Here is a 12,813-nt window from a genome sequence, read left to right on the forward strand (position 1 = left end):
CAGCCTTCAGGTACAGGATCTGGTATAAGAGCGTGTTCAGATCGGTTCTCTCGAGGGGCCCACGCCCCTCATGCTGCCATGACAGATCGCCCGGACGGGCTCTGAACCCATGAGCGGGCGGATGCAGGCTTCCGGCGCGGCCCTGCCCATCCTCGCCCTGGTGGTGGGGATGGTGTCGATCCAGAGCGGCGCGGCCCTGGCCAAGGGGCTGTTCCCGGTCGTGGGCGCGGCGGGCGTGACCACGCTCAGGGTCTGCTTCTCCGCCCTGATCCTGCTCGCGGTGTGGCGGCCATGGCGGCGCGGGCCGGAGCGCCGCGAAATCGGGGCCATCGCGCTCTACGGCGCGGCGCTGGGCCTGATGAACCTCCTGTTCTACCTGGCGCTGCGCACGATTCCGCTGGGCGTCGCCGTGGCCATCGAGTTCACCGGGCCGCTCGCCGTGGCGCTCGCGGGCTCCCGTCGCTGGCTCGACTTCGCCTGGATCGCCCTGGCGGTGCTCGGCCTCGGCCTGCTGCTTCCGCTCGGCGAGGCCGGCAGGCTCGACCCGACCGGGGCCGCCCTCGCCCTCGGCGCGGGCCTATGCTGGGCGGCCTATATCGTGTTCGGCCAGCGCGCGGGGCGGGCCGGAGGAGGACGGGCGGTCTCCCTCGGCATGGCAGTCGCGGCCCTGGTGGTGGCGCCTGTCGGCCTCGCCGAGGCCGGCACCGACCTGTTCACGCCCGCCACCCTCGGGACGGGCCTCGTCATCGCCGTGCTGTCGAGCGCCCTGCCCTACTCACTGGAGATGTTCGCTCTCACGCGTCTGCCCCGCCCGGCTTTCGGCGTGCTGATGAGCCTGGAACCGGCGGTCGCTTCGCTGGCCGCCCTGGCCCTGCTCGGCGAGCGCCTGAGCCCGGTGCAGGCGGTCGCCATCGGCTGCATCGTGGCGGCGTCGGCGGGGATCACCCTGGCGGGACGTCGGGCCCGACAGGGACAGTGACAGCTGGTGAGGGCAGGACGGATCCGTCGAGCCAGACGCTACGCCTCTCCGCTACCCCTCCCAAACCTGCCCCGGCCGCAGGGCCAGGAACCGCTCCGGCGCGATGCCGGCGGCGGACAAGGCCTCGGCCAAAGCCTCGACCGGGCGCTCGATGCCCTCGTCGGTGAGTTTGAAGGTGCCCCAATGGTGGCCGAGGGCCTGATCGGCGCCGAGCAGGCCGAGGGCCTCCACGGCATCGGCCGGGTTCATGTGCTGGGGCTGCATGAACCAGCGCGGCTCGTAGGCACCGATCGGCAGGGTGGCGAGGCGCGGCGGACCGAACCGGGCGCGGATCTCGCGGAAGATCGCGCCGTCGCCGAGGCCCGTATCGCCGACATGGTAATGCACGCCCCTCGGCGTGGTGAGCAGGTAGGCGCACCAGAGCGCCATGCGCCGGTCGTTGAGGCCGCGGGCCGACCAATGGTTGGCCGGAGTCAGGTGGGCGGTGATGCCGGAGCCGAGATCGACCGACTCGCCCCAGTCGCGGGTCTCGACATGCATGGTGTCGTCGTAGCCGCGCAGGATCACCTCGTTGCCGAGCGGCGCCACGATCAGCGGCTGATGGTCCTGCCAGAGCCGGGCGAGCGCCGGCCCGTCGAGATGGTCGTAGTGATTGTGGGTGATCAGCACCGCATCGATCGGCGGCAGGTCGGCATAGGCGATGCCCGGCGGGTTGACCCGCTTCGGCCCGGCGAAGCGGAAGGGGCTGGCGCGCCGGGAAAAGACCGGATCGACCAGGATGTTGCGGCCCGCCACTTGGAACAGGTAGCTGGCATGGCCGATCAGCACGACTCGCAGCCCGTCGACCCGCTCCGGCGGCTTGTCCGCAGGATAGGGACTCGGGAAGCTGTCGGGCCACGCCTCGCGCTTGGCCGTCATCCGCCAGCGGGCGAGGTCGGAGACATCCTTGTCCGGCGGCTGGTTCGGCGCATGGAAGCGCAGGCCGTCGAAATGGTCGCTGTCCGGCCCGCTGTAATAGGGGTTCTTGCCCCGGCGATGGGCGGCGTAGCCGACACCACCGAGGGTCATCACCGCGGCCGCGCTGGCGACCGTGAGCAGGCCACGCTTCTTCATATGGCCAAGATGGTTGGCAGCTGTCCGGGTTCAAGCGCGGCGCGCGGCCTCAGGCCGGCTTCGGCACACCGACGACGGCGGCGAGTGTCTCGGCCAGGGCCCGAATCTGATCGTGGGCGCGGCGCTCGATCTCGTCGCGGGGGAGATCCGCCGTGGCGACGATCACGGTCCCGCTGATCCGGCCCTGCTCGGCCAGCAAAGTGAAGTTGAACCGGCCGGACCGGCTGCGGCGGACGACGTAGTGCGGCCTCGGCACCGGATGCTTTCCCCCTTGCAACTTGAGCGATCCCTATCGCTACGGCCGTGAGGGGGGAAGGTTGCGGCCGGGCCGGGTCACAAAGTCAGGAGCGCCAGCGCAGTTCCTGGCGCACCAGCGGGTTGGCGAAGGGCCTGCCCTCGCGGGCGGCTTCGAGAGTCTCGCGCTTGAGGCGGAAATACCATTGCGACGGAAGATCGCCCTGCCCCAGCAGCACCATGGTCGGCTTGCGGTCGAGGCCGGCCTGCGCGTGCTGGAGCACCTGCTGATCCTGGGTCAGGAACTGGCGCATCAGCGGGCGGGCGATCGGCTTGAGCAGGTTGAGCGCCGGCATGCTCCAGTAGAGCGCGTTGGTCAGCATGGTCCGGTTCGGGCCCATCGGCGTGGCGAAGGTGTAGTTCGCCACCCGCTTCGTCCCCGCCGCGATCCGCTCCAGCCGGACGCCGGGCAGGCGGAATTCGATCTCCACCTCCGGCGCGCCGCCGAGCAGCCGGTAGAGCGGCGAACTCGTGGTGGTGGCGTGGCTCGTCATGACGAAACCGTGCGGCACCGGCTGGAAGGTCTTCACCTTCTCCCGCAGCTCCTTGGAGGCCCGGAACCACCAATTGTCGTGAACGAAGGCGACGTGGCCGGGATCGACGAGGCTGAGGGTGGTGAGGTCGAAGGAAGCCTCCACCTCCAGTTCGAGCACGAGGCTGCCGGCGGGCTCGAAACCGAGCGACGGCACAGCCGGTACCGCCTCCAGGTCGGAGGGGCCGAGATGCGGGTTGACCCAGAGGAAGCCCGCGCTCTCGACGATGGGAAAGCGCTGGACCGCGATGCACGAGAAGTCGGAGGCGTCATGCTCGGACAGGGTCGGCACATCCCGGCAGCGCCCGTCGGTGCCGAACCGCCAGCCGTGGAACGGGCACATCAGGGTGTCGCCGTCGAACTTGCCCTTGGAGAGCGCCATGCCCCGGTGCGGGCAGCGGTCGCGCAGGGCGAACAGGGCTCCGTCCTTCGCCCGGCCGAGCACGACCTGCTCTCCGTTGAGCGCCACCGCCCGCATCTTTCCGCCCGCGACAGAGGCGGCCGGGCCGACGCAGTACCACGCATTGGGCAGCGGCTCGCGCATGGCGCGCGGGTCGAGGACGTCGTCGGGAGTGGAGGCACGCGGAGCGGCGGAGGACATGAGAGCGGACCGAGGCTGACCGGCGCCCTCTTTAGGCCCCCTGCGCGCCCTCTGCCAGCACCGCGCCGGGAGCCACTTTGTGCATTGCGGCGAGACAACGCAGCGCGAACACGTCTCCGGGTCTTTCGCGGGCCGGCAAAGGTCCCTACCTTGGGTTCATCCGCAACGAACGAAAGGAGGTGATCCAGTGTCTCATTGTCATCAGCCGTCGCCGACGACCAAGACCTGGACCGTTGCCTCCGGCGTGTGCGCCTGACGCATTCGCGGGATTACGGCAGGTTTCGTCGGGCCGACCGGTTCGACAATGGAAGGGCCGCCCCATGGGGCGGCCCTTCGCATCTTCGGGTATCGTCGGGAAAGGCGGCCTCCGGCTTCCGGGAGACCGCGGCCGGGCCGCCCCGGGCTCAGCGCTGATGAGCCTGGAACAGCGGCGCAGCCAGAGCTTCGCAGCGGGCGCGCCAGAGATCGCGCTCGGCCCGCAGATCCTCGATCTTTCTCACCTCCTCGGTGATGTGCGCGCGCAGGTCGCGGATCTCCTGGGCCAGCATCGCCTGAAGCTCGTCGCGCCGCTCGATCTCCAGGCGCAGCTTGGCCTTCAGCATCATGTTCTCGGCCATGATCTCGGCGAGGTCGTCATCGGCCGATTCGGCCGGGTTCGCGGCGGAGGTGACGAGGCGCGGCGCCCAGCCGGAAGGGCGCGCTTCGGCCTGTCCCGGCCCGTCCTCCTGCGGGTCGGCGGCCCGGCTCTCGGCCGCGGCGTTCCGCATCGCGATGAGCCAGTCCCGCAGCGGCGCAGGGCTGGCCGACGCCCGGGTGCCGGACTCGGGAGACGGGGCCTGTCGCGCGGGTTCCGACATCGGGGGCAGTCCTCAGGCACCTCCAGCGGTGCGGTCGGAGCCATCAGAGCCGATCATGCTTAATGAAGCGTAAAGCTTAACGATCCGGTCACCGTGTCCTGCGGGGACGCGCGAAGCGGCTCCGGGATTGACTCGGCGGCCGGCAGAGCCTATGCGCCCGGCTCCATTTCGACGAATGATCGTCCCGATGAGCCGCCGACCGGTCCGAGAGGCCGGAGGTCAACGTCCGACAGCGCGTCTGCGCCCTCGGGCGCACTTGTCGTTGCCGTGAATTCGCCGAAGCGTCAAACGAGCCCTGCCATGGCGCCCGCGAACGTGACGACTCCCCTTCGCATCGAGGATGCGGTCAACGATCTCTGCCCCTGGTCGGGCAAGCCGATCGTGCCGGAGGCGCTGACCCTCTATAACGGTGCGGTCGTCGGCTTCTGCGATCCCGCCTGCCGGGACAAGTTCGCCCGCGCGGTGGCGGCCTTCGAGGACGCGCTGCAGGCGCGCCGCGTGGCCAATGCCGGCCTTCACCAGTAGCCCAGGCTGACGAGACAGATGTTCGAAGGCCTTTCCGACCGCCTCTCCGGCATTCTCTCCGGGCTGACGCGCCGCGGCGCGCTGACGGAGGCGGATGTCACCGCCGCCATGCGCGAGGTGCGCCGCGCCCTGCTGGAGGCGGACGTGGCCCTGGAGGTGGTGCGCTCGTTCACCGACAAGGTGCGCGAGAAGGCGGTGGGCGCCACCGTGCTCAAGTCGGTGACGCCCGGCCAGATGGTCGTGAAGATCGTCAACGACGAACTCATCGCGATGCTCGGCACCGATGCCAGCGTCGTCGACCTGAACGCCCCCGCCCCGGTCGCCATCCTGATGGTCGGCCTTCAGGGCTCGGGCAAGACCACCACCACCGCCAAGATCGCCCGGCGCCTGTCGAGCCGCGACAAGCGCCGCGTTCTGCTCGCCTCCCTCGACACGCGGCGCCCCGCCGCGATGGAGCAGCTCGCCGTTCTCGCCAAGCAGGTCGAGGTCGAGAGCCTGCCCATCGTCGCCGGCCAATCGGCGGTGCAGATCGCCAAGCGCGCCATGGAAGCCGCCCGCCTCGGCGGCTTCGACGTGGTGATGCTCGATACCGCCGGCCGCACCACGGTCGACGAAGGCCTGATGAACGAGGCCGCCGAGGTGAAGGCGGCGACCAAGCCGCACGAGGTGCTGCTGGTGGCCGACGCGCTCACCGGCCAGGACGCGGTCAACACCGCCCGCGCCTTCGACCAGCGGCTCGGCGTCACCGGCATCGTGCTCACCCGCATGGACGGCGATTCCCGCGGCGGCGCGGCGCTCTCCATGCGCGCCGTCACCGGCAAGCCGATCAAGCTCGTCGGCGTCGGCGAGAAGGTCGATGCGCTGGAGGAGTTCCATCCGCAGCGGGTGGCCAACCGCATCCTCGGCATGGGCGACATCGTCTCCCTCGTCGAGAAGGCGGCCGAGACCATCGACCAGGAACAGGCCCTGCGCACCGCCGAGAAGATGCGGAAGGGCAAGTTCGACCTCGAAGACCTGTCGATGCAGCTCGCCCAGATGGAGCGGATGGGCGGCATCGGCGGCCTGATGGGGATGCTGCCCGGCATGGGGCAGATCAAGAAGCAGGTCGAGGGCGCCAATCTCGACGAGAAGATGTTCAAGCGCCAGCGGGCGATCATCTCCTCGATGACGCCGCAGGAGCGCAAGAACCCCGATCTCCTCAAGAACAGCCGCAAGAAGCGCATCGCGGCGGGTGCCGGCGTGAAGGTCGAGGAGATCAACAAGCTCCTCAAGATGCACCGGACCATGGCCGACATGATGAAGGCGATGGGATCGGGCAAGCGCGGCGGCATCGGCCAGGCGCTCGGCAACATGTTCGGCCTCGGCGGCGGCATGCCCGGCGGATTGCCGGGCGGCATGAAGCTGCCACCGGGCATGCCCGAGCCGACGCCGGAGCAGATCGCCGAGATCGAGAAGCAGTTCGGCGGCAAGCTGCCGCCGATGCCGCCGGGTTTAGGCGGCGGAAAGATGCCGGGCCTTCCGGGGCTCGGAGGACCGAAGGGACCGGGCCTGCCCGGCCTCGGCGGCTTCCCGTTCGGGAAGAAGAAATAGGCGAGTAGCGAGTAGTGCGTAGCGAATAGATCGATCCCGCATCCTATCCGCCACTCATTACTCGCCATTCGCACAACACACACAACCTTAGGAGCAAACCGTGTCCCTCAAGATCCGTCTGACCCGTGGCGGCGCCAAGAAGCGCCCGTACTACCGCATCGTCGTCGCCGACGCCCGCGCCCCGCGCGACGGCCGCTTCATCGACAAGGTCGGCGCCTACGACCCGATGAAGGCCAAGGACGATCCGGCCCGCATCGTGCTCGACAACGAGAAGATCCAGTCCTGGCTCGCCAAGGGCGCGCAGCCGACCGACCGTGTCCTGCGCTTTCTCGATGCCGCCGGCCTCGCCAAGCGCCCGGCCCGCAACAACCCGCAGAAGGCCGAGCCCGGCGAGAAGGCCAAGGAGCGCGCCGCCAAGCGCGCCGAGAAGGCCGCCGCCCCGGCCGAGGACGCCGCGGCCTGAGCCACGGCGCATCTTGCCCCTCCTTGTCATGAGGAGGGGTTTTGCCGTTTCCGGTCGAACCTCCGACCTCTCGTCATTGCGAGCGTGAGCGAAGCAATCCAGGGCGCGGCCCTTCCGCAGAGGGCAGCGCCCGCTGGATTGCCTCGGCGGACGCCTCGCAATGACGAGGGTGGATCCTCCTCGCCCGATCCAACCGGACACGGTCTCAGCGGTGGGTGGGCGCGGAAGGCGCCGCCCACACCCGCCTTCCGCACAGCGGAGGGACCAAACGTCCCGCAATCGAGGCACCCTGCATGGCCCGCCGCCCCGGATCCTCATCGCGCGGACCCGCGCGGCCCGAGCCGCTCGGCCGCCAGACCGTCACCTCGGCCCGCAAACCCGACGCGCCCAAAGCGGCGGCGCCCGCCTCCCTCGATCCGGATCTCGTCCTGCTCGGGGAATTCGGCCGACCGCATGGGCTGCATGGCGAGGTGCGGCTGAAATCCTATACCGGCCAGCCGCTGGCGATTGCCGGCTACGGGCCCCTGCGCGCCTCCGACGGCCGCACTCTCGAACTCGCCGATGCCCGCCCCGCCCCCGGCAGTTCGCCCGACCTGCTGATCGTGCGTGTGAAGGGCGTGGACGATCGCAGCGGCGCCGAGGCGCTGAACCGCGTCACCCTCGCCATCCCCCGGGAGCGCCTGGGGACGGCGGAGGACGAGGACGAATTCTTCCTGGCCGACCTGATCGGCCTCACCGTCGAGGACGGCAACGGTACGCTCATCGGCACCGTCGTCGCGGTGCCGAACTATGGCGGCGGCGACCTTCTCGAAATCCGCCCGGCGGCGGGGGGCCCGACCGCGCTCCTGCCCTTCACCAAGGCCTTCGTGCCGATCCTCGACATCGCCGGCGGCCGGATCGTCGCCGACCCGCCGGACGATCTGTTCGCCCCGCCCGGGCCCAAGCCCGCCGACGATCCGGGCTGAGCCTTCGTCCGCCGGCCTGCCGAACCGATGGGTCAGGGGCCGTTCGAGACCATCGTGACGTGGGCAAGCCGGAGCGGGTCGGACGACAAGGCCAGCGGCCCGTCGAAGGGGCGCTCATGCAGCGCGATCACCCCGAGCGTCGTCACGATCGCGACGGAAAACAGGACCAGCGTCGCGGCCTGCGACAACGGGCGCTCCCAGTGGACGAGGGCGAGCGCCGTCAGCGTGAGCACCGCGAGCACGAGCAGGGTCAGCCATTTGCTCTCGTCGCTGCGGGCGGCGCTCAGCGCCAGCCGATCGCTGCGGGCCGAGCGCAGTTGCATCACCGATTCGAGCAGGGCCGCATGGGTCGCCTCTCCGGCCTCGGAGGCGATGCGCGGCGAGGCCGCCGCCTGGAGCAGGCGACCGATGGCGTCGCCCGCCATCGGCGAGGCCGTGCCGGTCTTGGCCATGGAGGGCCACTCCTCCTTCACCACGGCGTCGAGATAGGCGAACAGCGAGGTCCGCAGGTTGCTCATGTCCGGCGCTGCGGCGAGGCTCAGGTCGTAGATGGCGAAAGCGTGAGTCCGCTCGGCTTGCACCACGCGGCCGGCCTGGCGCTGCCGCTCCCAGGCATCGCTGGCGACGAAGCCGGTCAGCAGGGAGAGCAGAACCGGGAGGATGCTGATGTAGGTCGGCACGATGCCGGATGCGATCCGGCCAACCGTCGGCCGGGTTCGGGACATCACGGTCAGCCCGATCAGGATCGCGCAGACCGCGAAGAAACCCACGGCCAGGAGGGTGAACATCAACCAGACCGGTTGGTCGAGCCAGAAGCTGAGGATCATTGCGGGATCGATCGAACCAGAAAATCAGTCCGCCACGTGACGGCCCGCCCGTTCCGATTCGGTAAAGGTCGCCCGGCCCCTCCCCAGATAGAGTCGCCGAACCCGCGAGATCGGCTTCACTCGCTCGATAGCGAACCCTCGGTGGCCGTTGGCGTTCAGCCAAGCGGGACACCCAAGCGGGTCCCCTCGGCCCCGAAGGAGCGCGTCCATGCGAAAGCCGATCCTCGTCATCTCCGCTGCTCTCGCGCTCTGCTTGTCCTTCGACGCGGCGCGGTCGCAGGGCTTTCCCGGTGCGACGGTCGGCATCCCCTTGGGCTCGCCCGACGCCTTCGGCAGCATGACCCGGCAGCAGGTGGAGCCTCCGGCCGAGCCATCGGTCCGGCCGGAGGCGGCGCGGCCCGACCGGCGCGCGGGCCCATGATCGCGGCGGCAGGCGCAGGACCATCGCCGGGCCGCGCCGAAGCGACCGGTGCCGCGGGCCGCGCGCTGATCACGGGCTCCGTTGACCCGCCCGGCCGGCGCCGTCATCAAGCGGCATGAGCGACAGCCCCAGCGACACCCTCAGCGACGGCCCTCTGCCCGGCGCGGCCCTCCCCTGGCGGGCCACCGTCCTGACCCTCTACCCGGAGATGTTTCCCGGACCTCTCGGCCATTCCCTGTCGGGGGATGCCCTGTCGCGCGGGACATGGAGCCTGGAGGCACGGCAGATCCGTGAGCACGGCCTCGGCCGTCACCGCAATGTGGACGACACTCCGGCCGGCGGCGGAGCCGGCATGGTGCTGCGCTGCGACGTGCTCGCCGCCGCCATCGACGCCGCCGCCGCTCCCGATGACCCCCGCCCCCGGCTGCTGATGTCGCCGAGGGGAAAGCCGCTGACGCAGAGCCGGGTACGGGCCCTCGCCGAGGGTCCGGGCGCGATCATCGTCTGCGGCCGGTTCGAGGGCGTGGATGAGCGGGTGATCGAGGCCCGCAACCTCGAAGAGGTCTCCATCGGCGATTACGTGCTCTCCGGCGGAGAGATCGCGGCCGTCGTGCTGATCGATGCCTGCGTGCGCCTGCTCCCCGGCGTGATGGGCAAGCACGCCTCCGGCGTCGAAGAGAGTTTCGAGGGCGGCCGGCTCGAATATCCGCATTACACCCGGCCCCGGGAATGGGAGGGGCGGACGATCCCCGACGTGCTGATGGGCGGCAACCATGCCGCCATCGCCCGTTGGCGCGCGGAGCGGAGCCTCGCCGTGACCCGGGCACGACGGCCCGACCTGCTGGAGCGCGAGGAGCCGTAGACGGATCTTCTCCTCCGCTGTGCTTGCCACAACTGAAATATCGTTCTGTCACCCGCAGCACACGCAAGCCGGAATCTTGAAAAAGCCGCTTGCGCTCCGACGCGCGATCCGTCATGTCCGGGAGCGGGACACCTCCCCCCAACGGGAGGCGCTCATCTGGAAGGATGGCTGACATGACGGCTCAGAAGCCCGCCGCGCGTCCGCGCGTGCCTAATTTCTCCTCCGGCCCGACGACCAAGCGTCCCGGCTGGACCCTCGATGCCCTCTCCGGCGCGGCTCTGGGCCGCTCGCACCGCTCGGCCGCCGGCAAGGCGAAGCTCGCCGAAGCCATCGAGCTGACCCGCAAGGTCCTGCGCGTGCCCGCCGATTACCGCATCGGCATCGTTCCCGGCTCGGATACCGGCGCCGTCGAGATGGCGATGTGGTCGATGCTCGGCCCGAAGCCCGTCGAGGTCATGGCCTGGGATTCCTTCGGCGCCGAATGGGTCACCGACGCGCTCACCGAACTGAAGATCGAGCCGATCGTGCGCACCACCGAGCACGGCATCCTGCCGGCGCTGGACGCGATCGACACGAAGAACAACGACGTCGTCTTCACCTGGAACGGCACCACCGCCGGCGTGAAGATCCCGCATAGCGACTGGATCGCCGACGACCGCGAGGGCGTCACCATCTGCGACGCGACCTCGGCCGCCTTCGCGATGCCGCTGCCGTGGGACAAGCTCGATGTCGTCACCTATTCCTGGCAGAAGGTGATGGGCGGCGAGGCCGCGCACGGCATGCTGATCCTCTCGCCGCGGGCGGTGGCCCGCATCGAGAGCCACAAGCCGGCCTGGCCGATCCCGAAGGTGTTCCGCCTCGCCAAGGACGGCAAGCTGATCGAGGGCATCTTCAAGGGCGACACCATCAACACGCCCTCGATGCTCGCGGTGGAGGATTACCTCGACACGCTGAAATGGGCCGAGTCCATCGGCGGCCTCGACGCGCTGCATGCCCGCGCGGATGCCAATGCCAAGGTCATCCACGACTGGGTCGCCCGCACGCCCTGGATCGGCCATCTCGCGGTCGACCCGTCGACCTATTCGAACACGGGCGTCTGCCTCGTGCTCACCGATCCGGACGTGCTCGCCAAGGGCGACGCCGTGGTGAAGAAGGTCGCCGCCGGCATCGTCACCCGTCTGGAGAGCGAAGGCGTCGCCTTCGACTTCGGCGCCTACCGCGATGCGCCCGCCGGCCTTCGCATCTGGTGCGGAGCCACCGTGGAAGCGTCCGACCTCGCGGCGCTCACACCCTGGCTCGACTGGGCCTTCGCCCAGGAAAAGGCGGCGCTCGCCGCCGCCGCGGCCTGATGGTCTGAGTGAGCCCGATGGCCGGTCGCGAGACCGGCCATTTGCTTATCGACGCGCTCCAGCGATCCGCCGGTCTTTGTCCCGCGCGACGCGGCGACCGGCCATGCTTCCATGGAAAGCAGCGATCCTGCGCGCCTGCACGACGCGAGGTGCCCCCATGACCAAGCCCAAGGTCCTTATCTCCGACGCCCTGTCCGACGCCGCCGTCCAGATCTTCCGTGATCGCGGCATCGAGGTCGATTTCCAGCCCGCCCTCGGCAAGGACAAGGAGGCGCTGGCCGCCGTCATCGGCAATTATGACGGCCTCGCCATCCGCTCCGCCACCAAGGTGACGGGCAAGCTGCTCGCCGAGGCCAACCGCCTCAAGGTGGTGGGCCGCGCCGGCATCGGCGTCGACAATGTCGACGTGCCGGCGGCGACATCGCGCGGCGTGATCGTGATGAACACGCCGTTCGGCAACTCGATCACCACCGCCGAGCACGCCATCGCCATGATGTTCGCGCTCGCCCGCCAGATCCCGCAGGCCGACGCCTCGACCCAGGCCGGCAAGTGGGAGAAGAACCGCTTCATGGGGGTCGAGCTCACCGGCAAGACCCTCGGCGTGATCGGCTGCGGCAATATCGGCGCCGTGGTCGCCGACCGGGCGATCGGGCTGAAGCTGAAGGTGGTCGCCTACGATCCCTTCCTGACGCCGGAGCGCGCCGCCGAGATCGGGGTGGAGAAGGTCGAGCTCGACCAGTTGCTGGCCCGGGCCGACATCATCACCCTGCACGTGCCGCTGACCGACAAGACCCGTAACATCCTCTCGACAGAAAACCTCGCCCGGACCAAGCGCGGCGTGCGCATCGTCAACTGCGCCCGCGGCGGCCTCGTGGACGAGGCGGCGTTGCGCGCGGCGCTCGATTCCGGCCACGTGGCGGGCGCGGCCTTCGACGTGTTCGTCACCGAGCCGGCGGTCGAGAACCCGCTGTTCGGCCATCCCAACGTGATCTGCACGCCGCATCTCGGCGCCTCGACCTCGGAGGCACAGGAGAACGTCGCCCTGCAGGTTGCCGAGCAGATGGCGGATTACCTGCTGAGCGGCGCCATCACCAACGCCATCAACTTCCCCTCGATCTCGGCGGAGGAGGCGCCCCGGCTCAAGCCCTTCGTCGCGCTCTGCGAGAAGCTCGGCTCGTTCCTCGGCCAACTCACCGAGGCGCCGATCAAGGGCATCCGCATCACCTACGAGGGCGCGGTGGCCGGCATGAACACCCGCGCGCTAACCTCGGCGGCGGTGACCGGTGTGCTGCGCCCGATCCTTCAGGACGTGAACATGGTCTCGGCTCCCGTCATCGCGCGGGATCGTGGGATCGTCGTGGACGAGATCAAGCGTGAGGGCGGGGCCAGCGACTACGAGTCGGTGGTGCGCATCACGGTCGAGGCCGAGGACATG

At 69.8% G+C, this 12,813-nt stretch carries 14 protein-coding genes; 9 read left to right on the forward strand and 5 right to left on the reverse strand.

Going from position 1 to position 12,813, the window contains the following annotated elements:
- Positions 1-109 precede the first annotated feature (109 nt).
- Complete coding sequence (locus MZTS_RS15415; protein ID WP_192284529.1) at positions 110-979, forward strand: EamA family transporter; 870 nt, start codon at positions 110-112, stop codon at positions 977-979.
- A gap of 51 nt (positions 980-1,030) precedes the next feature.
- Here the strand turns inward: MZTS_RS15415 and MZTS_RS15420 are convergent, their stop codons facing one another.
- The 4 genes from MZTS_RS15420 to MZTS_RS15435 all read right to left on the reverse strand — a co-directional run bounded on the left by MZTS_RS15420 (position 1,031) and on the right by MZTS_RS15435 (position 4,376).
- Positions 1,031-2,092 (reverse strand): MBL fold metallo-hydrolase, encoded by a 1,062-nt coding sequence (locus tag MZTS_RS15420; RefSeq protein ID WP_192284530.1) that lies wholly within the window; start codon positions 2,090-2,092, stop codon positions 1,031-1,033.
- Positions 2,093-2,141: 49 nt separating this feature from the next.
- Positions 2,142-2,348: a hypothetical protein gene (locus MZTS_RS15425; protein WP_192284531.1), complete on the reverse strand. Its 207-nt coding sequence runs from the start codon at positions 2,346-2,348 to the stop codon at positions 2,142-2,144.
- A gap of 85 nt (positions 2,349-2,433) precedes the next feature.
- The gene (locus MZTS_RS15430; protein ID WP_009864382.1) at positions 2,434-3,519 is read right to left on the reverse strand and encodes an aromatic ring-hydroxylating oxygenase subunit alpha; all 1,086 of its coding nucleotides are present in this window, start codon (positions 3,517-3,519) and stop codon (positions 2,434-2,436) included.
- 404 nt (positions 3,520-3,923) lie between these two features.
- Positions 3,924-4,376 (reverse strand): hypothetical protein, encoded by a 453-nt coding sequence (locus tag MZTS_RS15435; RefSeq protein WP_192284532.1) that lies wholly within the window; start codon positions 4,374-4,376, stop codon positions 3,924-3,926.
- 300 nt (positions 4,377-4,676) lie between these two features.
- On the opposite strand from MZTS_RS15435, the gene MZTS_RS15440 reads away from it, so the two are divergent.
- The 4 genes from MZTS_RS15440 (at position 4,677) to rimM (ending at position 7,919) form a co-directional block, all read left to right on the forward strand.
- Positions 4,677-4,901, forward strand: coding sequence for a glutathione S-transferase (locus MZTS_RS15440; protein WP_192284533.1), 225 nt, complete (start codon positions 4,677-4,679; stop codon positions 4,899-4,901).
- A gap of 18 nt (positions 4,902-4,919) precedes the next feature.
- Positions 4,920-6,491 (forward strand): signal recognition particle protein, encoded by a 1,572-nt coding sequence (gene ffh / locus MZTS_RS15445; RefSeq protein WP_192284534.1) that lies wholly within the window; start codon positions 4,920-4,922, stop codon positions 6,489-6,491.
- Between the two features lie 100 nt (positions 6,492-6,591).
- On the forward strand, positions 6,592-6,954 hold the full coding sequence (gene rpsP, locus MZTS_RS15450) for a 30S ribosomal protein S16 (protein ID WP_091950264.1): 363 nt from the start codon (positions 6,592-6,594) through the stop codon (positions 6,952-6,954).
- 293 nt (positions 6,955-7,247) lie between these two features.
- A complete protein-coding gene (gene rimM / locus MZTS_RS15455; RefSeq protein WP_192284535.1) occupies positions 7,248-7,919 on the forward strand; it encodes a ribosome maturation factor RimM in 672 nt (223 codons plus the stop codon).
- Between the two features lie 32 nt (positions 7,920-7,951).
- On the opposite strand, the gene MZTS_RS15460 is transcribed toward rimM, so the two are convergent.
- Complete coding sequence (locus MZTS_RS15460) at positions 7,952-8,746, reverse strand: bestrophin-like domain (protein WP_192284536.1); 795 nt, start codon at positions 8,744-8,746, stop codon at positions 7,952-7,954.
- A 208-nt stretch (positions 8,747-8,954) separates the two neighbouring features.
- Between MZTS_RS15460 and MZTS_RS15465 the strand changes: the two genes are divergently transcribed.
- The 4 genes from MZTS_RS15465 to serA form a co-directional block, all read left to right on the forward strand.
- Positions 8,955-9,167, forward strand: a complete 213-nt coding sequence (locus MZTS_RS15465; RefSeq protein WP_192284537.1) for a hypothetical protein — start codon at positions 8,955-8,957, stop codon at positions 9,165-9,167.
- 115 nt (positions 9,168-9,282) lie between these two features.
- Positions 9,283-10,029 (forward strand): tRNA (guanosine(37)-N1)-methyltransferase TrmD, encoded by a 747-nt coding sequence (gene trmD, locus MZTS_RS15470; RefSeq protein ID WP_009863144.1) that lies wholly within the window; start codon positions 9,283-9,285, stop codon positions 10,027-10,029.
- Between the two features lie 173 nt (positions 10,030-10,202).
- Entirely contained in the window at positions 10,203-11,378 is a 1,176-nt protein-coding gene (locus tag MZTS_RS15475) for a phosphoserine transaminase (protein WP_192284538.1), read from the forward strand.
- A 157-nt stretch (positions 11,379-11,535) separates the two neighbouring features.
- On the forward strand, positions 11,536-12,813 hold a 1,278-nt coding region (serA, locus tag MZTS_RS15480), incomplete at its 3' end, for a phosphoglycerate dehydrogenase (protein ID WP_192284539.1).

The organism is Methylorubrum zatmanii (genome assembly GCF_014845115.1).
GTDB classification, from domain to species: domain Bacteria; phylum Pseudomonadota; class Alphaproteobacteria; order Rhizobiales; family Beijerinckiaceae; genus Methylobacterium; species Methylobacterium zatmanii.